Origin of the sequence: Collinsella aerofaciens (assembly GCF_040910265.1) — a bacterium.
GTDB classification, from domain to species: Bacteria; Actinomycetota; Coriobacteriia; order Coriobacteriales; family Coriobacteriaceae; genus Collinsella; species Collinsella aerofaciens_BK.
Genome location: NZ_JBDGAW010000013.1, coordinates 13,543 through 37,899, shown reverse-complemented (window position 1 = coordinate 37,899; position 24,357 = coordinate 13,543). Strand labels below are relative to the sequence as shown.

Below are 24,357 nucleotides of genomic sequence, written 5' to 3'. Positions count from 1 at the left end.
CGGCCACGCCTGCGTGCTTGTCGTGCAGGGTAGGCTAGATGCAAGCGTAATACGTTAGAGCGCGGCGCCGCCACTTGGGCGGGCCGTGCTTTTTTAAGACGGGAACCTTCCCGTGAAAGGAGCCGCCCATGGCAGCACCCGAGCAGCTGTTCAACGTTCGTGAGCGCAAGCGTTTTGAGCGCCACGACATTTGGGAGCGCATCGCCGAGAACGGCACGATTTCCGCCGCCGTCATGGTCTTCGCCGCCATCGCCGCCGTCATTTGCGCCAACACCGATGCCTACGAGGCTATCCATCACTTTTTGGAGACCCCGCTGTATGTGGGTCTGGGCAACCTGACGGCCGGTCTCACCGTCGAGCTTTTCGTCAACGACTTCCTCATGGCGATCTTCTTTTTACTCGTGGGCATTGAGCTTAAGTACGAGATGACAGTTGGCGAGCTCAAGAACCCGCGCCAGGCCATGCTTCCCATGCTGGCGGCCGTGGGCGGCGTCGTCGTTCCCGCCTGCATCTACCTGATCTTTAACCATGCCGGCGCCCGCAACGGTTGGGCCATCCCCATGGCAACCGATATTGCCTTTGCGCTGGGCGTGCTGTCGCTTTTGGGCAATCGCGTGCCCAACGGCGTGCGCGTGTTCTTCTCGACGCTTGCCATCGCCGACGACCTCATCTCCATCGCCGCCATCGCCATTTTCTACGGTCAGAGCCCCAATCCGTTTTGGTTGGGCGCCGCCGCGCTTGTGACCTGCGCGCTCGTGTGGCTCAACAAGACGCAGCATTACCGCCTTGCCCCGTATTCGGTACTGGGCCTGCTGCTGTGGTTCTGCATGTTCAAGAGCGGCGTGCACGCTACGCTCGCCGGCGTCATCCTGGCCTTCACCATTCCGGCCAAGTGCGGCGTTAAGCTCGATAGCCTCACCGATTGGTTGGGCGAGTGCCTGCCGCTGCTCGATGACCGCTACGACGACGAGGCACACATCCTGGGCCAGCATGACTTTACCGTCTCGACCACCAAGGTCGAGCGCGTCATGCACCGCGTGACCCCGCCGCTCATCCGCATGGAGCGTCTGATCTCCACGCCGGTCAACTTTGTGATCCTGCCGATCTTTGCGTTCGTGAACGCGCAGGTTCGCCTAGTGGGCGTGGATATGAGCACGTTGCTCACCGACCCGGTGACGCTCGGCGTGTACTTTGGCATGCTGCTGGGCAAGCCGATCGGCATCTTTGGCATGACGTTTGCCCTGGTTAAGTTTAGGGTCTGTGAGCTGCCGCACAATGTCAACTGGCACATGATTGCCGGTGTGGGCATTCTGGGCGGTATCGGCTTTACCATGTCGATCCTCATCAGTGGCCTTGCCTTCCCGACGGCTCAGTTTGAGGTTCTGGCTGCCAAGGCCGCTATTCTTGCCGGTTCGGTCACCGCGGCCGTGCTCGGCATGATCTACATGAGCGTGGTCCGCAAGCATCCCGCGCCCAAGGGCGAGTAAAAGCACATACAAGTTTGAAAACGCCGCCTGTGAACACCATCGCAAGCGGCGTTTTAGTCATTGGGGACGTTCTTAAATGACTAGGGCTATTCCACGGTGCCGTAGACGGCGCCCCAGCCGTGGGCGGCCAAGGCGGAGTTGAGCTGGTCGCAAAGCGATTGGCGGTCGTAGTAGCCGGGCGGCAAAAGGTTGACGATTTCCATGAGGTCGGGCGCGAGGTCCAAGATCTCGGCCTGCACGATCAGATCCAGGCGGTCGATGGCGTGGCGGTCGTAAAATAGTCCGTCGACCAGGCGCTGCAGGTCGCCGAATTCTTCGGCCTGGAACGATCCGTACTCCATAGTGCCTCCTTGGGCGCCCCACGCCGGCATGCGCGGCGATTCGTAATTTATTGCGATGTACTTAATCTATCACGGCTTCATAACGTTGCGGCGGTGGCGGTCTATACTTAGACGAACTGCAACGTACCGCTTCGCGAAAGGTCGCACCCCATGCAGACGATCTACCAGAAGATGGAAACCACCGAACTCGATGCCGCCATCGAGGCGCTCAAAGCCGAGGTCGCCGAGGTCAAGGCCAAGGGCCTGGCGCTCGACATGGCGCGCGGCAAGCCGTCGCCCTCCCAGGTGGACATCTCGCGCCCCATGCTCGATATCCTCAATGCCGACGCCGATCTGCACGACGGCAACGTCGATTGTTCCAACTACGGCTGTTTTGAGGGCATTCCCTCGGCACGCAAGTTGGCAGGGGAGTTCCTGGGCTGTCCCGCCGAGCAGACGCTCGTACTGGGTTCGTCGAGCCTGCTGATTGAGCACGACATCGCCGGCATGTTCTGGCGTTGCGGCTCGTGCGGCAGCGAGCCTTGGGAGGCTTACGAGGCCGCGCACGACGGCAAGAAGGTCAAGTTCCTGTGTCCCGTTCCCGGCTACGATCGCCACTTTGGCATCACCGCCGACTTGGGCATCGAGAACGTCCCCGTCGCGATGACCGACAACGGCCCCGACATGGACGAGGTCGAGCGCCTCGTTGCCGCCGACGATTCCATCAAGGGTATCTGGTGCGTGCCCAAGTATTCCAACCCCACGGGCATCACCTTTAGCGAGGACACTGTGCGCCGTCTGGTCGAGATGCCCACGGCCGCGCCCGATTTCCGCATCTTCTGGGACAACGCCTACTGCGTGCACGACCTGTACGACGAGACCGACGAGCTCGCAAACATCTTTGACCTCGCTCGCGCGGCGGGCACCGAGGACCGCGTGGTGGCCTTTGCCTCGACGTCCAAGATCACCTTCCCGGGCGCCGGCATCGGCTTTATCGGTGCGAGCCCCGCGGTCATCGCCGAGTTCTCCAAGCGCCTGAAGGCCGGCCTCATCAGCGCCGACAAGCTCAACCAGCTGCGTCACGTGCGCTTCCTTCCCACCATCGAGGCGGTCAAGGAGCACATGAAAAAGCATGCCGAGTTCCTGCGTCCGCGCTTTGAGGCCGTCGAGCGCAAGCTCACCGAGGGCTTGGGCGACACGGGCTGTGCTACCTGGACGCACCCCCGCGGCGGCTACTTTGTAAGCTTCGATGGTCCCGAGGGCTCGGCCCAGAAGGTCGCCGCGCTTTGTGCCGACCTGGGCGTCAAGCTCACGCCGGCCGGTGCCACCTGGCCCTATGGCAAGGACCCGCGCGACACCAACATCCGCATCGCGCCGAGCTATCCCACGGTCGAGGACCTGGAGGCCGCGCTCGATGTGCTGGTGCTGGCCGTTAAGCTCGTCGCTGCCGAGCTTGCGCGTGCCGAGCGCGCCTAACGCGCGGCTTCCCGTACTATCCGCACTTTCGATACGTAAAGGAGCATATACATGGATTTGGGTATTTCCACCAACCCCACGCCAGAGCTCTACACCATTAAGGTAACCGGCGAGATCGATATCTCTAACGCCGATAGCCTGCGTAATGCTATCGACCTGGCGCTCGAGCAGCCCACCGAGGCCGTTGAGCTCGATTTTGCCCAGGTGAGCTACATTGATTCGACGGGCATTGGCGTGCTCGTGGGCGCCGCACACCACGCGGTCGACCACGGCAAGCGCTTTAGCTGCACCAATGTGCAGCCCCCGGTGATGCGCGTGGTTCAGCTGTTGGGTGTCGACCAGGAGATTTCGATCACCGCGGCATAGTCTTTGCTCCCAAAAGGGCGTGCCGTTTGGCATATGTTTGTGATGCGCTCGGACGTTTTGGCGTCCGGGCGCTATACTTGACCGAATGAATAGACGAGTTCCGGCCGAATGGCGCGGTGCGGGCTCGACTCACATCGAGCCTTGGAGGTATGTGTGTTTGGTATTGGAGAGGGTGAGCTCGCGATCATCGTGGTCTTCGGCTTTTTGCTGTTTGGCCCGGATAAGCTCCCGCAGATGGGCCGCACGATCGGCCGTGCCATCCGTCAGTTCCGCGAGACGCAGGAAAAGATGACGGCCGTTGTTCAGTCCGAGATTATCGATCCGGTGAGCGAGGCCGCGTCGGCTCCGGTCAAGCCCAAGAAGGCTGCCGTCGACGACGATTCCGATGCGGACGAGGATGCCGCCGAGACGGCAGCGCCCGCCAAGAAGGAGACCTTTGCCGAGCGTCGCGCCCGCCTTGCTGCCGAGAAGGCCGCAAGCGAGGGTGCCGCCGAGGGCGAGCCTGCTGCCGAGGAGCCTGAAGCCGAGGGCGCCGAGCCCGCCGCCGAGCCCGAGGCTGACGCCGCCGCCGAGCCCGCCCCCGCCGCAGAGCCGGAGCCGGAGCCCGAGCCGGCAGAGCCCACGACGGCTGACCTCTACGCCCGTCGTCCCCGCAAACGTAAGGCCGTCGTCGACCAGCTCGCTCGCGAGCTCGAGGCCGAGGACGAAGCCGCTGCCGCCGACGCCCCGAAGGGAGGCGATGAGTAATGCCTATCGGACCTGCGCGTATGCCGCTCTTCGACCACCTGGGAGAGCTTCGTCGCCGCCTGACCATCGTGGTTGTGTCGGTGTTTGCCGCAGCCATCGTGCTGTATTTCGCCACGCCCGTGGTGCTCGACATCTTGAAAGACCCCATCCGCTCCTTTGTGCCGGACGGTAAGTTTTACATCACCACCACGCTCGGCGGCTTTGGCCTGCGCTTCTCGCTGGCCATCAAGATGGCCGTGGTCATGTGCACGCCCATGATCATCTGGCAGATTCTGGCATTTTTCCTGCCGGCACTGCGTCCCAACGAGCGCAAATGGGTCGTGCCCACGGTGCTCGCCTCGACGGTGCTGTTCTTCCTGGGCGCTATCTTCTGCTACTTCATCATCATTCCGGCAGGCTTTGAGTGGCTCATCGGCGAGACCTCGGCTGTCGCTACGGCGTTGCCCAATCTGGAGGACTACATCAACATGGAGCTGCTCTTTATGATCGGCTTTGGTGTGGCGTTTGAGCTGCCGCTCATCATCTTCTACCTGTCCGTTTTCCACATCGTGTCCTACGCGGCCTTCCGCAGCGCCTGGCGCTACGTGTACGTAGGCCTGCTCGTGGGTTCGGCTGTGATCACGCCCGACGGCTCGCCCGTCACCCTGGGCCTTATGTACGGCGCCCTGCTCTCGCTCTACGAGATTTCGCTTGCCATTGCCCGTGTGGTCATTACCGCGCGCGAGGGCAAGGAGGGCCTGTTTGTGAGCCGTCTGGACCTGTTCTCGGACGATGAGGACGACGAGGAGTAAATCGGTATGCACGAGGTTGGCATTGTCAACGGCATACTCGATACAGTGATTCGCGCGGCGCGTGGGGCGGGGGCCTCGCGCGCCGTTTTGGTAACGCTGCGTATCGGGGATATGACCGAGGTCGTGCGCGAGGCGCTCGACTTTGCCTGGGAGACGTTTCGCGACGAGGACCCGCTCACGCGCGGCTGCGAGCTTGCCGTGGAGGAGGTCCATCCACAAAGCGAGTGCCTGGACTGCGGCGAGGTCTTTGATCACGACCGTTTCCATTGTCGCTGTCCCCAGTGTGGCGGCTCCAACGTGCGTCTGCTGCACGGCCGCGAACTCGACATCGCAAGTATCGAGATCGAGACCCCCGACGATTAGCCCGCCAGCAACCTGGGGACGGGGTATAAATGGTAGAAGTAAGGAGCGCCGAGTATGGCCGAGAAAACGATTGATATCGCATCGCCGATTCTGTCGCGCAACGAGCGCCTGGCAGATCAGCTGCGTCAGCGATTTAATGAGACAAACACCTATGTGATCAACGTCTTGTCGAGCCCCGGTTCGGGCAAGACCACCACGATCCTGGGCACTAACGAGCGCCTGCGCGACAAGGCTGGCCTGCGCTGTGCCGTCATCGAGGGCGATATCGCCTCGGATGTCGATGCCATCACCATGAAGGAAGCCGGCATGCCCGCCATCCAGATCAACACGGGCGGCCTGTGCCACCTCGAGGGCAACATGATCATGGAGGCCGTTGACGCGTTCGACCAGGCCGTCGGTCTGGAGAACATCGACGTCATCTTTATCGAAAATGTGGGCAACCTAGTCTGCCCGGTCGACTTTGACCTGGGCGAGAACCTGTCCATCATGATTCTCTCGGTGCCCGAGGGCGACGACAAGCCCATCAAGTACCCGGGCATCTTCCAGCACGCCGGCGCACAGCTGCTCAACAAGGTCGACGTGGCCCCGGCTTTCGATTTTGACATGGATAGGTATACTAAGACACTCGATGACCTCAATCCGCAGGCGCCGCGGTTCGCCGTGAGCGCGCGCAAGGGCGAGGGCATGGATGCCTGGTGCGATTGGCTCATCGGGCAGATTGAGCAAGCAAGGGCGTAAGTCGGCCGCCATACGGGCGGGCGTAGCCGAAGAGATACGAGATAGGAGCCTCTTTTGAAGCTCATCATCGCCGAGAAAAACGACGCCGCGCGTCAGATTGCCGAGCGTCTGTCCACGGGTAAGCCCAAAAAGGACAAGGTGTACAACACCGCCATCTACCGTTTTGAGTGGAAGGGCGAGGAGTGCGTGACGATCGGCCTTGCCGGTCACATCCTCGCGCCCGATTTTTGTGACAGCGTGCTGTTCAATAAAAAGCTGGGCTGGTATTCGGTCACCGAGGACGGCGAGATGCTGCCGGCCGACATACCCGATGGCCTGGCACGTCCGCCCTACGACACCAAGCGCAAGCCGTTTCTTGCCGACGGCATCTCCATCAAGGGCTGGAAGCTCGAGAGCCTGCCCTATCTCACCTGGGCGCCAGTCATTAAGTTGCCGGCCGAGAAAGAACTCATTCGCTCGCTCAAGAACCTTGCCAAGAAGTCCGACAGCGTCATCATCGCTACGGACTTCGATCGCGAGGGCGAGCTGATCGGTTCGGACGCCCTCAACAAGGTGCGCGAGGTTGCGCCCGACCTGCCGGTCGCCCGCGCCCAGTATTCTTCGTTTACCAAGGCCGAGATCACGCAGGCCTTCGATAACCTCGTCTCGCTCGACCAGAACCTGGCCGACGCCGGCGAGAGCCGTCAACACATCGACCTCATCTGGGGTGCGGTGCTCACGCGCTACCTGACGCTTGCCAAGTTTGGCGGCTTTGGTAACGTACGCTCTGCCGGCCGCGTGCAGACGCCGACGCTTGCCCTGGTGGTCGAGCGCGAGCGCGAGCGCATGGCGTTTGTGCCCGAGGACTATTGGCAGATCCGCGGTATGGGTGCCGCGCAGGGTGCTGCCGAGGACGATCGCTTTAAGATCGCGCACAAGACGGCACGCTTTACCGACAAGGACGCTGCCGAGACGGCGTACGGCCATGTTGACGGCGTCGCGACGGCAACCGTCGCCGCGGTGACCAAGCGCTCGCGCAAGCAGCAGCCGCCCACACCGTTTGCGACCACCTCGCTGCAGGCTGCCGCCGCGGCCGAGGGCATCTCGCCCGCACGCACCATGCGCATCGCCGAGTCCCTCTACATGGCGGGCCTCATTAGCTACCCGCGTGTCGACAATACCGTGTACCCTGCGACACTCGATCTGGGCGCCGTGGTGAGCGATCTGGCAAAGATCAACCCGGCGCTGGCGCCGGTGTGCAAAAAGGTGCTCGCCGGTCCCATGAAGCCCACGCGCGGCAAGGTCGAGACCACCGACCACCCGCCGATCTATCCTACGGGCGAGGGCGATCCGTCCACGCTCGATGGCGGGCAGCGCAAACTCTACGACCTCATCGCCCGTCGCTTCCTGGCAACGCTCATGGGTCCCGCGACCATCGAGAACACCAAGCTCGAGCTCGATGTGAACGGTGAGCCGTTCGTGGCTTCGGGCGATGTGCTCGTGACCCCGGGTTTCCGCGAGGCATACCCGTACGGCCTTAAGCGCGACGAGCAGATGCCGCCGCTTGAGCAGGGCGATACGGTCGACGTATTCGACATTAAGCTCGAGGCCAAACAGACCGAGCCGCCCGCGCGCTACAGCCAGGGCAAGCTCGTGCAGGAGATGGAAAAGCGCGGCCTGGGCACCAAGTCCACGCGTGCGAGCATCATCGAGCGCCTGTACGCCGTGCGCTACCTCAAAAACGATCCCGTGGAGCCGAGTCAGCTGGGTATCGCCATCATCGATGCACTGTCGCAGTTTGCCCCGCGCATCACGAGTCCCGATATGACCAGCGAACTCGACGGCGACATGACCCGCGTGGAGCGCGGCGAGGACACCGAAGAGCATGTCGTGACGCACTCGCGCGCGCTGCTGGCCGGTGTGCTCGACGAGCTGCTCAAGCATACGCAGGAGCTGGGTGACGCCATTAGCGATGCCGTCACGGCCGATGCGCGCGTGGGCGCCTGCCCCAAGTGCGGCAAGGACCTGGTTATGAAGACGAGCGCCAAGACCCGCGGCAGCTTTATCGGCTGCATGGGCTGGCCCGACTGCGACGTGACCTATCCGGTGCCGAGCGGCGTCAAGGTGAGCCCGCTCGAGGGCGAGGCAGCCGTGTGCCCCGAGTGCGGCGCGCCGCGCATTAAGTGTCAGCCGTTCCGTCAGAAGGCTTTCGAGATCTGCGTGAACCCGACGTGCCCCACCAACTACGAGCCCGACCTTAAGGTGGGCGAGTGCAAGGTGTGCGCCGAGGCAGGACGCCATGGCGACCTGATCGCGCACAAGAGCGAAAAGAGCGGCAAGCGCTTTATCCGCTGCACCAACTACGATGACTGCGGCGTGAGCTATCCGCTGCCGGCGCGCGGCAAGCTCGAGGCGACGGGTGAGACCTGCCCCGAGTGCGGCGCCCCCATCGTGGTGGTCAACACGGCGCGCGGCCCGTGGCACATCTGCGTGAACATGGACTGCCCGACCAAGGAGAAGAAGCCCGCCCGCGGCCGCAAGACCACGACCAAGGCGAGCACGGCAAAGAAGACGACGGCGACAAAGAAGACGACGGCTAAGAAGGCCACTGTCGCCAAGAAGACGACCGCGAAGAAGTCGACTGCCAAGAAAGCAGCCGCCGACAAGTAACGGCGCAGTCGAAACATTACCCAAAAAACGAGCGAGGACCCCGCGATCCTCGCTCGTTTTTTTGACCGGCAGTTAGGGACGTTTCTTTTCTGCCGGCAGTTTAGGAACGTCCCTAACTGCCGGCTCGGGAACGACAGAGCGCTAGTTCACCTCGACAGGCTTGGCGCCGGGATAGCGCTCCTCAAAGTCTAGGCGGTACTTATTGTCATTGGTGCCCGCCACGTTGTCGCGCGACAGCGGCGCCACGATCTCATTCTTGTGGTCCGCAGGCTTGGCGTATTTCAGGCTGATCTCCCAGGCATCACAGATTGCGTCAATGCGGTGATCCAGGTCATCGTACAGGGCGATGATGTCCTTCCAGGAGCTGTAGTTCTTGGAGCTCGTCGGGACGTCTAGGTCCTCGACGATGTCGTAATACTGCTCGATGGTGTCCTCCGTGCGCTCGGCGACGTCAGCGAGATTTTGACGGGTGGTTCGATCCTCTTCCAGATAGCTGCCGTTGAAGTTCTGCGCGCAGCCACGGACGTAGTTGTCGAGGTCTTCGAGCAAGTCGTAGTATTCGCTCAGTCGGCGGTAGAGGTTCTGCTCGGAGAGCGTTGCTTCGCTGCCATCCTCGTCGTCATCGTCATCATCGTCGTACAGGCTGTTGGGATCGCCGAGAGGCTTTAGGTCATCGTCGTCGACGTCATGGTGCAGCTTAGCTACCTCGGCAGTCGTCTGCGTGGCGGCGTTGTCGAAAGGCTTGATCACAAAGAAAACGACCAGGGCGATGATGATCGCCGCCAGCACAACGATAACGGCGATAAGCGGCCCGGTGCCGCTCTTTTTGGGAGTGGGGGTCTGTGGCGAAGCGGGCGCGTATGCGGGAGCCGGCTGCTGTTGGGGCGAGCCGCTCGCGACGGGTATGCGCTGCGTGGTCTCGACGGCCGCGGGGCCTGCGGCGGGGTCGGGGCGATAGGCGAGGGGGTCGTCCGCCTTGGCTTGCGGCGTATCAAGGGAGCCGGTCTGCTCAAAAGCGGGCTGGCTATCGCTCGCGGTTGTTTGCTCAACGGGTGCACCGCACGAGGTGCAGAACTTGGCATTATCTGCAAGAAGCTTGCCGCACGAGGCGCAATACCGAGACATTGCCACTCCTTTCGCCACATTTCAATGCAATACGACGATTATACCCAGCGTCCAAAATTCCCCATCATAAGTTGCGGTGAAATAGGGACTGTTTGGCGGTCTCAGAGCTTCAATCAGTCCCTATTTCACCGCAACTTTGGAAAGGCACCTTTAGCCATTGGGGACGCACCGAGCACTGGGGTATCATGGCTTGGTTGATATATCTGCATTTACGCGCCTTGTAGGAAGGGGCTGCGCCCATGGCTTTTGAGCCCGCTCAACATAGCTTCATTACGCTCGAGGGTGTCGATGGCGCCGGTAAATCTACGCAGGCGCGCCTGCTTGCCCGTGCGCTCGAACTCGCTGGCTACCAGGTTGTGAGCCTGCGCGAGCCGGGCGGTACCGCCATCAGCGAAAAGATCCGTGCTCTGCTGCTCGACCCTGCCAATACGGCGATGGGCGACACCTGCGAGTTGCTGCTCTACGAGGCGGCACGCGCTCAGTTGGTGCACGAGGTCATCGCGCCCGCCCTTGCTGCCGGCAAGGTTGTCCTGTGCGACCGCTTCTACGATTCCACGACCTGCTACCAGGCGTTTGCCGATGGCCTCGATCGCCAGATAGTGCGCGACGCCAACAACCTGGCCGTCGCGGGTACGCACCCGGCGCTCACACTCGTCTATCACATCACGCCCGAGCAGGCGGCGCTGCGCATGGCCGACCGCGGTGCGGCAGATCGCATGGAGGCTAAGGGCATGGCCTTCCAAGAGCGTGTCTACCAGGGTTTTTGCGCAATTGCCGCCGAGGAGCCAAACCGCGTAAAGCTCATCGACGCGACCGCGTCCATCGAGGAAGTCTTTGCGAAGACGGTCGAGCAGGTTCGCGCGTACGGTCTCGACATTCCGCAAGACGCCGTCGCCGCCGCACTTGCCAAGGAGGCCGAGTAACGTGGCCCCCGCTCAGGCAAGCCTGCTGGCCAAGCTCGACACCCAAGAGCGCGTGCGCGACTTTTTGACCAACGCCGTCGCCAGCGGCCGCGCATCGCACGCCTACCTGTTTTTGGGCGCTCCCGGCGCCGGCAAGCTCGATGCCGCATGGGCGCTCGCCCAGGCCTTCCTGTGCGAGCAGGACGGCTGCGGCGCATGCGACAGCTGCGTGCGCGTTGCGCGGCACACGCATCCCGACGTGCACTATTACACGCCCGAGAGCGCCACGGGCTACCTCATTGCCCAGACCCGCGAGCTGCTCGACGATGTGCCTCTGGCGCCCATCCGTGCCAAGGCCAAGGTCTACATCATCGACCGTGCCGAGCAGCTGCGCGCTAACACCGCCAACGCACTGCTCAAAACACTCGAGGAGCCGCCCGAGGGCGTTATGTTCATCCTGCTGGGCACCTCGGCAGACGTGATGCTGCCCACCATCGTGAGCCGCTGCCAGTGCGTGCCGTTTCGGCTGGTGTCGCCCGCCGTCGCCGCGCAGGCCGTGAGCCGCGCCACCGGTCAGGACCCTGCGCGTTGCCGCATGGCCGTCGCAGTAGCGGGAAGCCCCGCGCGTGGCATCGAGTTCCTCAAGAGCGCCGAGCGCCAGGACGCTCGCCGTCAGATGGTTCGCGCCATCGATTCGCTCATTGCCGCCGATGAGGCCGATGTACTTAGTCGCGCCAAGTCGCTCATCGTCGCCGTTAAGGCGCCGCTCGCCGAGGTCAAGTCCACGCAGGAAAAGGTGCTCGAGCAAAACGCTGACTACCTGTCGCGTGGAGCATTGAAGCAGCTTGAGGACCGCAACAAGCGCGAACTCAACGCGCGCGAGCGTTCGGGTATCATGGAAGCGCTGGCGAGCGCGCGGACGCTCATGCGCGACGTGCTGCTGACGCTTCAGGACGAGGCGGCCGACGTGGTGAACGAAGACGTGCGCGACACGATCGGGCGGCTTGCCGCCGCGACGAATGTTGCGGGTGCCACGCGGGCGCTCGAGGCGGTCGCAACCGCCGAGTGCAACATCGCCAGAAACGTTACTCCCCAGCTGGCCATCGAGGTCATGCTGTTCGATATCAGGAAGGCACTGAAATGCCGTTAGTTGTACCCGTTAAGTTTACCTACGCCTCGCGCGACCTGTGGTTCGACCCGCAGGATCTGGATATCCTCGAGGCAGATTACGCCATTTGCTCCACTGAGCGCGGAACCGAGATCGGCCTGGTCACGGCCGATCCCTTCGAGGTGCCGCAAGACGAGATCGGTCAGCCGCTCAAGCCCGTGCTGCGCGTGGCGAGCGACATCGACCTGCAGCTTGCCGACGACCTGGCCATCCAGGGCGACGAGGCCATGGTCGACTTCCGCCGCCTGGTCAAGGAGCTCGACCTCGAGATGAAGCCGGTGGGCGTCGAGTACCTGTTTGGCGGCGAGAAGGCCGTGTTCTACTTTGCGGCCGAGGAGCGCGTCGATTTTCGCCAGCTCGTCAAGGATCTGTCCTCGACGCTGCACATTCGCGTCGACATGCGCCAGATCGGCGTGCGCGACGAGACCCGCCTGGTGGGCGGCTATGCCCAGTGCGGACAGGAACTCTGCTGCACGCGCTTTGGCGGACAGTTTGAGCCCGTCTCGATTCGCATGGCAAAAGAGCAGGACCTGCCGCTCAACTCGTCCAAGATCAGCGGCGTGTGCGGCCGCCTGATGTGCTGCCTGCGTTATGAGTTCGAGGCGTACAAGGACTTTAAGAGCCGTGCGCCCAAAAAGAAGACGCTCATCGATACGCCGCTTGGCAAGGCGCGTATCCAGGAGTATGACACGCCGCGTGAGCAGCTGGTGCTGCGCCTGGAGAACGGCAAAGTCTTTAAGGTCAACCTGGCCGATATGACGTGCTCGGAGGGCTGCAAAAAGAAGGCCGCCGAGCAGGGCTGCAACTGCCGCCCCGACTGCGTGACGCGCGATGTGCTCGAGCGTATCGAGTCGCCCGAGATGCGCCTGGCGCTTATGGAGCTCGACCGCGAGAATGGCGTCGACGTGGGCGATGGCCTGTCGAGCGCCGACCGTCTGGCGGGGACGACGATGCCCAAGCGCCGCCGTCGCGATGCGGACGCCGATACCCGTGCGGGTCAGAGCCAGGGCGAGGGTCGCGGCCGCGGTAAGGGTCGCGGCAAGGCCGAGGCACCCGAGGCCGAGGAAGCTGCCGGTGGACGTCGCCGCCGCAAGCGCTCGGGTTCGGGCGATGCCGGCGAGGCTGCTCCCGCAGGCAAGAATTCCTCCCGCGAGCGCGAGGCCCAGCAGCCTCAGCAGCAAAACCGCGGCGGTGGCATGAACCCCACGCGCCGTCGCCGCCGCCATTTGTCGAGCGAGGAGCGCGAGGACGCCTTCCGCGCCGCAGCCGCTCGCGAAGCCGGTGCCGGCCCCAAGGGTGGTTCGGGTTCCGATGCGCCTGCCGACAAGGGTGGCAAGCAGCGCAACGATGACGAGCGCACCCCGCGTCCGCGTCGTCGCCATTCCTCGGGCACGCAGCAAAAGCCCTCGGTGCCCTCCGTGGCCGATCAGGTCTCGGATGGCGAGGTCAAGGTCACACGTCGTCGCCCCGGAGATGGCGGAGGGGCAGCTGCCAAGGCCGTGCGCGGTGCTGCTCGTGACGAACGCGAGTCGCGCGAAGATCGTGGTGGCGAGGGTTCGGCCGACCAGGGCCAGAAGCGCCGTCGCCGTCGCCGTTCCCGCAAGCCGCGCCAGGACGGTGGCGAGGGCTCGACCCAAAACTCGTCCGCACCGCAACCGCCCACCGGCGAATAGCGCCCGCAAACGGATTTAACCTGCCTGACCCCAAACGCGTCGGGGTACCATAGCGCTGAATCAACGACCCTCCCTGCGACCGAGCGTAGGGAGGGTTGTGTCGTGAAGAGACATTTGAATGTGTTGGGATGCCTGCAAGGTGCCGGCATCCTACCGTTTGCGGACGAATTGCTACCGTTTGCCGAGCGGGCGGCGCACGAGGCGCTTGAGGCGTTGTCGCCCACGCGATGCGCCGGCTGCGAGCGCGCCGGTGCGCTTATTTGCCAAGACTGCTTGGCGGCGCTCGCGCTCATCGACCCGCGGCATAGCTGCACTCGATGCGGCGCCCCGTTTGGAGACTTGCTGTGCACCGAGTGCTCGGTCGAGGGCTCGTCCTCGGCGATGGCCGAAGCATTCGACCGGTGCCTGGCATGTGCCGTTTACACGCATCCGCTGCCGCGGATCATTAAGGCGTACAAAGACGCGGGCGAGCGACGCCTGGCGCCGTATCTGGCAGAGCTGCTATACGACACCGCCTTGCATGCCCAGGCCGCGGCGCCCGATCGCTTAGGCGGTGTGTTGTCCGGCGCCGATGCCGTGGTGTTTGTGCCCGCGACGGCGGCGGCGTTTCGGCGACGCGGCTTCGATCATATGGAAGCCATCGCGCGCCCATTTTGCGAGCTGTCGGGTGTTCCGCTGCTCGACGCCCTCGTTAAGTACGGCCATGGCGACCAGCGTGAACTCGGTCGTGAAGAACGCCGTGAACGCGCCCGAGGCATGTACGAGACCGTTGAGGACGTGCGGGGCCGCCGCCTGCTGCTTATCGACGACGTTATCACCACGGGTGCGACGATGGCAGCGGCTTCGGCGGAACTCAAGCGCGCCGGTGCCGCGGCCGTTGATGGCCTTGCTATCGCGCGCGTTTGGTAGGGGTGATTCGTGTGGCGGTAACAATCAGGCAGTGTGACAAACCGACAAAAGAGCAGCTAGCGGCTTCCGTTATCCTGACGGGCGCCTCGGCGTTGCGTATGATTCGAGCCGAGCGCCGGCAGATGGGCTACATCGGCTGGAAGGACCTTGAGCCCGAGGAGGAGCGCCGCGTGCTGTGTACGTCATCGCCTTCGGCTGAGGATATCTGTCTTTCCGACCTGGTTCGAATTGGAGCCAAAAGCGGAGAGGTGCAAGAAGATCTGTGCTTGCTGGTGGGATCTGCGGCGCAGCGCCGCCGCATGCCTGGCGTGGGCTGGTCCGTGTGTTCCGGGTTGCCTGCCGGCTCGATTCTAGAGGTGGAATCGGGGGTGTACAGCCTATCTCCCGAGGCCCTTTGTGTTGCCGTCGCCCGCGAGGTCGGCTGTATCCAGGCGTTTGCTCTGGCCCAGGAACTGTGTTCCAAGATTTCACTGAGCGATCGCGGGAAGTATCTACCTCCCTACACCTCGCCTGTTGCGAATAGACTTGCAAAGGATAAGGACCAACCGGCAGACGTGGGCTACTTTGAAGTCGAGCCGGTGCTGACGCCCGATCGCCTGGCAGATTACCTTGCGGCATGCAAGGGGAGTGCGGCCAAACAACTGCTACGCCTGTGTCCCTATCTGTCGGAAAACCTGCGCTCACCCATGGAGTGCATCATGCTTGCCATGTTTTCGCTTCCGTTTTCCTATGGCGGATTTGCCTGCGGTCCCTTTAAGACCGACTACAAGATCGAGTTCGATGACCGCGCGCAGGCAATCTCGGGGATGCCGCATGCAGTTTGCGATGCGTATCAGGAGGCAGCGCGGTTTGACCTGGAATACAACGGTGAGCTGGGCCATTCCTCCCGGAAGGGACGTATCCATGATGAAAAACGCAACACGGGCTTGATTACTATGGGAATCGAGGTCGCGACGGTCAACAACGAAATGCTCTGTGACATGGAAGCGATGGAAGCGCTCGCATGGCGCATCCACCAGCGTATGCGAAAGCGGTACCGGAATCGTGTCGATGTCCGCAGAAAGAAGCAAGAGGCGTTGCTTAACACGCTGCGGGCGTGTTTTGGGCTTAAACCCGCCTAACAATGCTCTGAAACAGGGGGTTGGATATATGCTCTGGCCAAAATATAGCAAATATGAGTACTGCTACAAATTCAGTAACAGCAAAATCAGAGATTTTGGGACTGGAAGATGGCGTAAATTAGAAAGATATTAAACAAATGTGGAATATCCTGGCATCAATCTGATGTTATAGAGCGCGAAAACTGCTTGCAGATCCAAAAACTCCTGCTACTAAATTGGTAACAGTACTCATATTTGCTATTTTTTGGCCACGGCACCCTGAGACGGGTGCCCCGGAGCTCCCCGTAGGGGAGCTCCGAGCTTCATGGGGGCACGAATGGTCCGCTCCGACCTGCAAAATCTGTGCTCACGGTGCGAATGACGCCCCTAACCTTAAACTTTAGCTTGAACTTAGCTATAATGCGCTACGTTCCTGCCAGGCTGTGGTTGCGGACGGACGAAATGTCCATCCTAGTCCAAGACAGACGCGGTCAAAGGGATCCACGTAAGCGACCGCGTGCGCGCGGCGCGATCATGGCGCGTCCTAGATGTAAGCCGCACCGTCCGTTCTACTTTCTTTGGGGCAATACCGCCTCGCGGGCGAGCGGGCCAGTCGTGAAGGTGGCTGCGGCCTCCCGAGCAAACACCCCGGTGCGCAAGTGTGGGGTCAAATACCAGGTCAGCTGGTGGGAACAACCTGATATTCCGCGCAACGCACGGATCGTATACGACACAGAAGGCAGGGTAGTGGACATGGTGAGGGGCAGCTTGATGCACGCGGCTCGGTTAGGTGCTGGGACCGCAGCGGTCATCGCCGTTTTGGGCCTGAGCGGATGCGCGTTCAACCCGCTGTCTACGTTCACGACTCCCACGATCGACCAGATCGAGTACGAGACCGTCACGCCGGCGGTGTCGGACGATGCCCTGGTCACTCCCGGAACCCTGACGGTCGCCCTCGATACTTCCGATGCGCCGCAGGCCATGCAGGGCGCCGACGGCGAGCTCACGGGGTATGCGGTTGACGCCGCCCGCGCCCTCGCAAGCCGCATGGGCCTTAAGGTCGCCTTCGTCGATGCGTCCTCGGCAGGTTCCGCGCTCGGCGACAAAAAGGCCGATATCTTTATCGGCGAGATTAACTCCACGGACGGGGACATTAGCTCGCTCGGCACCTGCCTGTACGATGCCACTTCCGTGTTCGGTAAAACTAGCGATGGTGGGTCGCTAAGCGTTTCCACCGATACCCTTAACACGTCCACCCTGGGCGTTCAGGCGTCCTCGGCCTCGCAGGAGGCGCTTGCTAAGCAGAGCATCACCGCCAACCAAAAGACCTACTCCAACATCAACGAGTGCTTTGAGGCGCTTGAGTCCGGCGAGGTCGACTATGTGATCTGCGACTCCACGGCCGGCGGCTACCTTGCACGCCTGATGAGCGAGGTCTCCTATGTCGGTTCGCTCGAGGCGCCCTCGACGCTTGGTGTTGCGGGCCTCTCATCCAATGACGAACTGTGTCGTGCTGTGAGCGATGCCCTCGACGACATCACGGTCGACGGTACACTCGAGGCAGTCCACTGCGTCTGGTATGGCAGGATGCCCTACGACCTCACCACTAAGACGGTTTCGGGCGCTAACGTGCAGCCGGGCGACTCTGAGTCCGGTGAGACCACGTCCTCCGGCAGCGAGTCCTCCGATTCCAACAATGAGACCGCATCCTCCGAGGACAAATCGTCCAGCCAGGAAGGCGCCATCACCGACGACGACATTAACAAACTCAATAGCTAGTTATTGCTAGGGGTGGTGTCTCCTATACGTTGGAAAGGACACCTCTTCACGGTTTCAACACGCACTGCCGGGCTTCCCCAATAGGGGAGCCCGGCTTTTTCATCCCTATAAAACCAGCAGGTCAAAGCTAATTTTCGGGACCAAATACAAAGCCGCCGACGTCCTCCCATAGCGCACTTTGCCACGGAAAAGTGCGAGACTTCGGTATGCGGTATCAAGCAATCGTTATTCGGGTCTTTGGGAATTCGCGTGATTAAATGCACGGCAATGGGTACATAGCCAGTACAGTAAGTCCCCGAGGCAGATTGGAGCCACGTATGGATATCAAGGTTTCTGGACGCAAGACGACGGTAACCGATGCTCTGCGTGCGCATGTGGATGAGAAGATCGGCGAGGCGCTCAAGGTTTTCGATATCGAGCCCATGACGGTCGACGTTGTACTTCGCTATGAGAAGAACCCCTCGAACCCCAACCCGGCAATCGTCGAGGTTACGGTTCGTGCCCGCGGTTCGGTGATTCGCGTTGCCGAGCACGGTGCAGATATGTACGCCGCCATCGACCTCTCCGCCGATAAGGTCACCCGCCAGCTGCGCAAGTTCAAGACCAAGGTCGTGGACAACCGCCAGGGCGGTGCCAGCGCGGCGGATGTCGCACCGGTCGAGCGCGTCGAGGATCTGGCCGACCTGCTGCTGCCCGAGGAGGAGGACGACCTGCTCGTCCGCGAGAAGGTCATCGATGTCACCCCGATGACTGAGGAGCAGGCGCTGGTGCAGACCGATCTGCTGGGCCACGACTTCTACGTGTTCGAGAACGCGACGACTGGCCTTATCAATGTGGTGTATCACCGTAAGAATGGTGGATATGGCATCATCAAGCCCCGCATCGAAACACTTGACGAGTAAAATACGTTAACTTGCATGAGTTAACGGCCGGCGGCCATCCCATGCGGATGGCCGCCTTTTTACGTAAGGAGTCGCTTTGATGGACAAGGCTGCATCTACCGGCCATTCGGACCGTTGCCGCATCGTCGTCGATACCTGCTGCGACTTTAGCCCCGAGGTCGCCGCGAACCTCGATGTCGATATCTTGGGCTTCCCCTTCATTATCGATGGCGAGGAGCGCACGGATGACATCTGGTCGAGCATCACACCCAAGGAGTTCTACGACCGCATGCGCGCCGGCGCTCGCGTGTCTACCTCGGCCGTGTCGCTCGGTCGCTATATCGAGTTCTTTACCGAGTGCGCCAAAGAGGGCACGCCCACGGTCTACCTGTGCTTTACCTCGGCGCTGTCGTCGAGCTACAACTCCGCGTGCCAGGCGGCAGATGCCGTGCGCGCCGAGTATCCTAACTTTGAGCTCTACGTGGTCGACAATGCTCTGCCCTGCGCGACCGGCGCGCTCTTGGCGCTCGAGGCCGTGCGCCAGCGTTCGGCGGGACTGACCGCCAAGCAGCTGGTCGATTGGGCAAACGAGGCAAAGACCTATGTCCACGGCTACTTTACGCTCGAGAGCTTTGACGCGCTGGCTGCCGGCGGCCGCATTCCGCCCGCGGCGGCACAGCTCACGGCAAAGCTCGACGTCAAACCCGAGCTGTCCTACGACCTGGCCGGCTCGCTGTCGCTGATCGGCGTCAACCGCGGCCGCAAGAAGGCGCTCAAGTCCATCCTCAAGTCGTTCCGCGAGAACTACGTGCCCGATCGCACCATGCCCATCGCCATCATGACGGCCGATGCCGAGAAGGACGGTGATTGGCTCGAGGCCGCCATCCGCAAGGAGGAAGGCTGCGCCGACGTCACCATCATCCGCGGCTCCGTGGGTCCTACCATCGGCTCGCACGTGGGCCCCGGCATGGTGGCCTGCGCGTTTTGGGGCAAGAATCGTGCCGAGAAAGCCTCGTTTTCCGACCGCATCGCGCGCCGTGTGCGCGGTGAGTAGGTAGGCGCCACGATCACAGGCGTCCCGCAGCCCAAGCGCTGGCACTGAGTATTCACCCTGGTAACAACACCCAACCCAAAAGGAAAGGTTTCATGGCAAATAAGCTCTCCGTCGCATTTATCGGCACCGGAATCATGGGTGCTCCTATCGCCGGCCACATCCTGGATGCCGGCTATCCCGTCACGGTCAACAACCGCACCAAGTCCAAGGCCGCCGCGCTTATCGAGCGCGGTGCCGCCTGGGCCGATACGCCGGCCGATGCCGCGGCGAACGCCGACGTCGTCTTTACCATGGTGGGCTATCCCTCCGAGGTCGAGGAGCTCTACCTGGCGGGCGACGGCCTGCTCGCGTGCACCAAGCCGGGCGCGGTCTTGATCGACCTCACCACGAGCTCGCCCGAGCTGGCGCGCGACATTGCCGAGGCCGCCCAGGTTTCCGGTCGCATGGCGTTTGACTGCCCCGTCACCGGCGGCGAGTCGGGTGCTATCGCCGGCACGCTTACGGCTATCGTGGGCGCCACCGAGAACGACATCGCGCCGGTCCGCGACATCCTTGCCACCTTTGCGGCCAACATCTGCTGCTTCGATGGCGCCGGCAAGGGCCAGGCTGCCAAGCTCGCCAACCAGGTGTCGCTGGGCGCCTGCATGGTCGGCATGGCAGACGCCATGGCGTTTGCCGAGCTGAGCGGCCTTGACCTGGAGAAGACCCGCCAGATGATCCTGGGCGGCACCGGTAAGTCCGGCGCCATGGAGAGCCTGGCGCCCAAGGCGCTCGACGGCGACTACAAGCCCGGCTTTATGGTCGAGCACTTCATCAAGGACCTGCGCCTGGCGCTCGCCTACGCCGATGACCGCGAGCTCGCGCTGCCCGGCGCCGACGTCGCCTTTACGCTCTACGACATGCTCGACGCCATCGGTGGCGCCAAGCTGGGCACCCAGGCCATCACGGTCCTCTACAAGGAGGAGGCCGACGCTATCGCCGCCGGTCTGGACTGGTCGCAGTATCGTCCCGAGGAGCATGGCGCTCACGAGGACGGCTGCGGTTGCGGCGAGCACGGCGACGACCATGAGTGCGGTTGCGGTCACCATCACGGCGAGGACCACGAGTGCTGCGGCGGCCACGGCCATGACGACGGCCATGAGTGCTGCTGCGGCCACCATCACGGGGAGTAGCGCCCATGAGCTGGACGTTCGTGGTGCTAGCGCTGGTGCTCTTTCTCTTTGCGATCTACATTGGCTTTTTGTGCGGCCAGTGGGCGTGCGAAAAGCGCGTGATCACCAAGCACGACTACTGGATCGCCAATTTTGCAGGAGCGGCGGCAGTCGTCCTGCTGACCTGGGTGTTTTCGCTGTTTCCGTTGGTGCAGTTTGCGCCGATCGGCTGGCTCGGCGGCTTTATCGCCGGTCTTAAGATGAGCTTTGGCGAGTCCGTCGGTCCGTGGCGCAAGCACGACGAGGTCTTTAACGTCAACAAGGCTCATCGCGCCGCCGCCGACGCGGGCGACGCTGAGGAACGCCGCCGTGCGCGTCGCAATGGCGCGGCCGACCGACAGCTCATCTCGGTCACCGATGACAGCAAGGGTGCTGGCAAGCACGCTAAGAAATAGTAAGAAGAGGTAACTATGGCAGAAAACAAAGACGAACAGCTCACCGACGAGGAACTGGCACAGCTTCAGCTGGCAGAGGAGAACGAGAACGCCGTCGACCGCCTGGTCAAGGAGCTCGGCTGCCCCACGCGCCGCATCCGCCAGTTTGCCGCCCGCGTGCTTCACCTGCTTGCCGAGCGCGATTCGCAGCGCGTCGTGCCCTGCGTGCCCGCGCTGATCGAGGCGCTCGACCGCCCCGAGGCGCAGACCCGCTGGGAGGCCCTCGATGCCCTGACGGCGCTCGCTACCACCTGCCCCGAGCAGCTGGGCGATGCCTTTGAGGGCGCCGAGACTGCGCTGTTCGACGAGATCTCCTCCACGCTGCGCTATGCCGCCTTCCGCCTGCTGTGCGTGTGGGGTGCCACGAGCGTCGAGCGTTCGCGCGAGGCTTGGCCCATCCTGGACGAGGCCATCCAGTGCTACCACGGCGACCTTGAGTATCGCGACATGCTCGGTTGCCTGTACGAGTTTTGCCAGGGCGAGATCGACGCCGAGGTTGCCGAGAAGCTCGCGCTGCGCCTTAAGTTCGACGCCGAGAACGGCAAGGGCAGCTATCTCAAGGCCCGTTCGAGCGAGATTTGCGAAATGCTTGTTAAACGTTTTGGCCTGGATCTCTCCAAAAAGAAGAAGCGTGCTAGCGTTAAAAAATCTGACGACGCCGAAGACGAGGAGTAACAGATTATGGCGCACGATGTAGTCCTGATTCCCGGTGACGGTATCGGTCCCGAGATTACGCAGGCCATGCGCCGCGTGGTCGAGGCTGCCGGTGTCCAGATCAATTGGAACGTCCAGGAGGCCGGTGCCGGCGTCATGGACGAGTTTGGCACGCCGCTGCCCCAGCACGTGCTCGATGCGGTCGCCGAGACCAAGGTTGCCATCAAGGGCCCCATCACCACGCCGGTCGGCACGGGTTTCCGCAGCGTCAACGTGGCCCTGCGCAAGCAATTCGACCTGTACGCCTGCGTGCGCCCCTGCCTGTCGCAGCCGGGTGACAGCTCGCGCTTCCGCGACGTCGACCTGGTTATCGTGCGCGAGAACACCGAGGACCTCTACGCCGGCATCGAGTTCGATGAGGGCGCTGCCGAGGTCGAGGAGCTCTCGCAGCTCGTCGAACGTTCGGGCCAAAAGACCTTCGCCGCCGATTCCGCGATCTCGATCAAGCCGATCTCTATCGCCAAGAGCCGCCGCATTGTGGAGTATGCCTTTGAGTATGCCCGCCGCTGCGGCCGCAAAAAGGTGACGGCCGTGCACAAGGCCAACATCATGAAGGCGACCGACGGCCTGTTCCTGCGCGTGGCGCGCGAGGTGGCCGCCAGCTATCCCGATATCGAGTTCAACGACAAGATCGTCGACGCCACCTGCATGGGCCTGGTCCAGAACCCCAACGACTTCGATGTCCTGGTGCTGCCCAACCTGTACGGCGACATCGTGAGCGACCTGTGCGCCGGCCTGGTGGGCGGCTTGGGTATGGCCCCCGGCTCCAACATCGGTGCCGACTGCGCCATCTTTGAGGCCACGCATGGCTCCGCACCCGATATCGCGGACAAGGATATCGCCAACCCCACAGCCGAGATCCTCTCTGCTGCGATGATGCTCGATCACCTGGGCGAGAACGACGCTGCCAATCGCATTCGCGCCGCCGTCTCTGCCACGCTCGACGAGGGCGAGCAGGTTACCGGTGACGTGCGTCGTGCCCAGACTGGCTCCGTCGAGGGTGCTGTGGGCACGCAGGCCTTCGCCGATGCCGTTATCGCGCACCTGGCCTAAGGTATGCACGCTGCAAACGCCTAAATAGTACTTAAGTGTTTGCGTATAACCTAAGAATCAATACGCCCGGCGCTCTGCCGGGCGTATTCTATTGGGGACTATGTTTCCTAACAAGGAGTAACCGATATGGGTCTGATTCAAAAGAAGGACGAGAAGGACGAGATCGACGGCATCCAGATCATCGAGCGCGGCGAGGGTCCCGACGGTGACGAGGAAGAGAAGATCGATCTGGTCGCCGGTACGTCTGCCGAGCATATTGCCGCCGGTACGACCGCCGAGGAAGAGGATGCCCGTCTGGAGGCTCAGATCGCTGCGGATGCTGCCGACGAGAATCTGATGCCCGAGGAACAGGACGAGGGCGACGACGCCGATACCGACGAGAACGACCACGCCTCCAAGCATAAGAAGACGATGATTGCTGCCTTCGTGGTCGCCGTCGTGATCGCTGCCGTGGTCGGCTTCTTTATCGGCAACGGTGGTTTTGGCGGCAAGGGCGTCGGCTCGGCGACCCTGACCGAGGACCAGCTCGATTCGACCGTGGCGAGCTACAGCTACAACGGCAAGAAGAGCGACATCACCGCGCGCGAGGCCATTGAGAGCCAGTACAGCCTCGACACCGTCAAGGATAGCGATGGCAACTACACCGCTCCCTCTGCCGACGTCATCCTGTCCTACGTGCGCAACAAGATTCTGCTGGACGCTGCCGAGGACGAGGGCATTACCGTTTCTTCTAAGGAGATGAAGCAGTACGCCGAGGATTCCATCGGCACCTCCGACTACAAGACCATGGCCAAGCAGTACGGCGTGTCCAAGGACCAGGCCAAGCAGATCGTCCGTCAGTCCGCGACGCTGCAGAAGCTCTACAAGAAGAAGGTGGGCGACAGCTCCGCAAGCATGCCGACCGCCCCGACCGAGCCTGCTGACGGCAACGAGGAGACTGCGAGCAAGGACTACGCCGACTACATCATCAAACTTGCCGGCGACGAGTGGGATAGCGAAAAGGGCACCTGGAAGGACGCCGATAGCACCTACGCTAAGGCCTTCGCTGACGATGCCTTTACGGCCGATAGCGCTACCTACAAGCAGGCCATGACCGCCTATTACACCGCCTATCAGCAGTATTCCTCGCAGGCTTCGAGCGCCAGCTCCAAGTGGACCGAATATGCCAACGGCCTGTACGCCAAGGCCAACATCAGCATCTATGGCCTGTTTGCGTAAGGGATGCCTTAAGCTGCCGAGCACGTAGCCGATACAACTGATTGAGCCCGCCAGAACGGACATCGTTCTGGCGGGCTTTTTGCGTTGAGGGTAACGGTGGCTTGCTAATTGATAATTACCCTTTAAGCCCAAAGAGGCTATCGATCGCGCGGCGGCGCTCGGCCCCGCTCAGCTTCGCCATGTCCCGTTTGAAGGTGGT

General features: G+C 62.3%; 23 protein-coding genes. 21 read left to right on the top strand and 2 right to left on the bottom strand.

From position 1 onward, the window contains the following. Positions 1 to 128: 128 nt before the first annotated feature. Positions 129 to 1,487, top strand: coding sequence for a Na+/H+ antiporter NhaA (nhaA, locus tag AB5Z14_RS06590; protein WP_368130810.1), 1,359 nt, complete (start codon positions 129 to 131; stop codon positions 1,485 to 1,487). A gap of 86 nt (positions 1,488 to 1,573) precedes the next feature. Here nhaA and AB5Z14_RS06585 read toward each other — a convergent pair whose 3' ends face one another. Further along, entirely contained in the window at positions 1,574 to 1,828 is a 255-nt protein-coding gene (locus tag AB5Z14_RS06585; protein WP_022093864.1) for a hypothetical protein, read from the bottom strand. Positions 1,829 to 1,978: 150 nt separating this feature from the next. On the opposite strand from AB5Z14_RS06585, the gene AB5Z14_RS06580 reads away from it, so the two are divergent. From AB5Z14_RS06580 to AB5Z14_RS06550, 7 genes are all read left to right on the top strand, one after another. Beyond that, on the top strand, positions 1,979 to 3,283 hold the full coding sequence (locus AB5Z14_RS06580) for an aspartate aminotransferase type Ic (RefSeq protein WP_022093863.1): 1,305 nt from the start codon (positions 1,979 to 1,981) through the stop codon (positions 3,281 to 3,283). Between the two features lie 51 nt (positions 3,284 to 3,334). After that, the gene (locus tag AB5Z14_RS06575) at positions 3,335 to 3,649 is read left to right on the top strand and encodes an STAS domain-containing protein (protein ID WP_035137695.1); all 315 of its coding nucleotides are present in this window, start codon (positions 3,335 to 3,337) and stop codon (positions 3,647 to 3,649) included. Positions 3,650 to 3,802: 153 nt separating this feature from the next. Next, complete coding sequence (locus AB5Z14_RS06570; protein WP_368130808.1) at positions 3,803 to 4,396, top strand: twin-arginine translocase TatA/TatE family subunit; 594 nt, start codon at positions 3,803 to 3,805, stop codon at positions 4,394 to 4,396. Then, the gene (gene tatC / locus AB5Z14_RS06565) at positions 4,396 to 5,187 is read left to right on the top strand and encodes a twin-arginine translocase subunit TatC (protein ID WP_368130806.1); all 792 of its coding nucleotides are present in this window, start codon (positions 4,396 to 4,398) and stop codon (positions 5,185 to 5,187) included. Before AB5Z14_RS06570 ends, tatC begins: the two co-directional genes overlap by 1 nt. Positions 5,188 to 5,193: 6 nt before the next feature. Then, positions 5,194 to 5,550, top strand: a complete 357-nt coding sequence (gene hypA, locus AB5Z14_RS06560; protein WP_117769919.1) for a hydrogenase maturation nickel metallochaperone HypA — start codon at positions 5,194 to 5,196, stop codon at positions 5,548 to 5,550. Between the two features lie 54 nt (positions 5,551 to 5,604). Continuing rightward, on the top strand, positions 5,605 to 6,288 hold the full coding sequence (gene hypB, locus AB5Z14_RS06555; RefSeq protein WP_006235936.1) for a hydrogenase nickel incorporation protein HypB: 684 nt from the start codon (positions 5,605 to 5,607) through the stop codon (positions 6,286 to 6,288). Positions 6,289 to 6,342: 54 nt separating this feature from the next. Then, positions 6,343 to 8,937 (top strand): DNA topoisomerase I, encoded by a 2,595-nt coding sequence (locus AB5Z14_RS06550; RefSeq protein WP_368130805.1) that lies wholly within the window; start codon positions 6,343 to 6,345, stop codon positions 8,935 to 8,937. Between the two features lie 141 nt (positions 8,938 to 9,078). On the opposite strand, the gene AB5Z14_RS06545 is transcribed toward AB5Z14_RS06550, so the two are convergent. After that, positions 9,079 to 10,062 carry a zinc-ribbon domain-containing protein gene (locus tag AB5Z14_RS06545; RefSeq protein ID WP_368130803.1) on the bottom strand — a complete coding sequence of 328 codons (984 nt, stop codon included), beginning with the start codon at positions 10,060 to 10,062 and terminating at the stop codon, positions 9,079 to 9,081. Between the two features lie 239 nt (positions 10,063 to 10,301). On the opposite strand from AB5Z14_RS06545, the gene tmk reads away from it, so the two are divergent. The 13 genes from tmk (at position 10,302) to AB5Z14_RS06480 (ending at position 24,158) form a co-directional block, all read left to right on the top strand. Further along, on the top strand, positions 10,302 to 10,985 hold the full coding sequence (tmk, locus tag AB5Z14_RS06540; RefSeq protein ID WP_368130801.1) for a dTMP kinase: 684 nt from the start codon (positions 10,302 to 10,304) through the stop codon (positions 10,983 to 10,985). A gap of 1 nt (position 10,986) precedes the next feature. Beyond that, the gene (locus AB5Z14_RS06535; protein WP_368130800.1) at positions 10,987 to 12,114 is read left to right on the top strand and encodes a DNA polymerase III subunit; all 1,128 of its coding nucleotides are present in this window, start codon (positions 10,987 to 10,989) and stop codon (positions 12,112 to 12,114) included. Continuing rightward, positions 12,105 to 13,805: a PSP1 domain-containing protein gene (locus AB5Z14_RS06530; RefSeq protein WP_368130798.1), complete on the top strand. Its 1,701-nt coding sequence runs from the start codon at positions 12,105 to 12,107 to the stop codon at positions 13,803 to 13,805. The genes AB5Z14_RS06535 and AB5Z14_RS06530 overlap by 10 nt, the downstream gene beginning before the upstream one ends. Positions 13,806 to 13,907: 102 nt before the next feature. Continuing rightward, positions 13,908 to 14,714 (top strand): ComF family protein, encoded by an 807-nt coding sequence (locus tag AB5Z14_RS06525; protein ID WP_368130797.1) that lies wholly within the window; start codon positions 13,908 to 13,910, stop codon positions 14,712 to 14,714. A gap of 98 nt (positions 14,715 to 14,812) precedes the next feature. After that, complete coding sequence (locus tag AB5Z14_RS06520; RefSeq protein WP_368130795.1) at positions 14,813 to 15,835, top strand: hypothetical protein; 1,023 nt, start codon at positions 14,813 to 14,815, stop codon at positions 15,833 to 15,835. A 732-nt stretch (positions 15,836 to 16,567) separates the two neighbouring features. Then, positions 16,568 to 17,593: a substrate-binding periplasmic protein gene (locus tag AB5Z14_RS06515; RefSeq protein ID WP_368130832.1), complete on the top strand. Its 1,026-nt coding sequence runs from the start codon at positions 16,568 to 16,570 to the stop codon at positions 17,591 to 17,593. Between the two features lie 317 nt (positions 17,594 to 17,910). After that, the gene (hpf, locus tag AB5Z14_RS06510) at positions 17,911 to 18,495 is read left to right on the top strand and encodes a ribosome hibernation-promoting factor, HPF/YfiA family (protein ID WP_035137685.1); all 585 of its coding nucleotides are present in this window, start codon (positions 17,911 to 17,913) and stop codon (positions 18,493 to 18,495) included. 79 nt (positions 18,496 to 18,574) lie between these two features. Next, positions 18,575 to 19,528, top strand: a complete 954-nt coding sequence (locus tag AB5Z14_RS06505) for a DegV family protein (protein WP_368130793.1) — start codon at positions 18,575 to 18,577, stop codon at positions 19,526 to 19,528. A gap of 92 nt (positions 19,529 to 19,620) precedes the next feature. Then, entirely contained in the window at positions 19,621 to 20,700 is a 1,080-nt protein-coding gene (locus AB5Z14_RS06500; protein WP_368130792.1) for an NAD(P)-dependent oxidoreductase, read from the top strand. A gap of 5 nt (positions 20,701 to 20,705) precedes the next feature. After that, positions 20,706 to 21,134: a hypothetical protein gene (locus AB5Z14_RS06495; protein ID WP_368130791.1), complete on the top strand. Its 429-nt coding sequence runs from the start codon at positions 20,706 to 20,708 to the stop codon at positions 21,132 to 21,134. A 15-nt stretch (positions 21,135 to 21,149) separates the two neighbouring features. Further along, the gene (locus AB5Z14_RS06490; RefSeq protein ID WP_368130790.1) at positions 21,150 to 21,848 is read left to right on the top strand and encodes a HEAT repeat domain-containing protein; all 699 of its coding nucleotides are present in this window, start codon (positions 21,150 to 21,152) and stop codon (positions 21,846 to 21,848) included. A gap of 6 nt (positions 21,849 to 21,854) precedes the next feature. Then, positions 21,855 to 22,940 carry an isocitrate/isopropylmalate dehydrogenase family protein gene (locus AB5Z14_RS06485; RefSeq protein WP_368130789.1) on the top strand — a complete coding sequence of 362 codons (1,086 nt, stop codon included), beginning with the start codon at positions 21,855 to 21,857 and terminating at the stop codon, positions 22,938 to 22,940. 126 nt (positions 22,941 to 23,066) lie between these two features. Beyond that, positions 23,067 to 24,158, top strand: coding sequence for a hypothetical protein (locus tag AB5Z14_RS06480; protein ID WP_368130787.1), 1,092 nt, complete (start codon positions 23,067 to 23,069; stop codon positions 24,156 to 24,158). Positions 24,159 to 24,357: the final 199 nt, after the last annotated feature.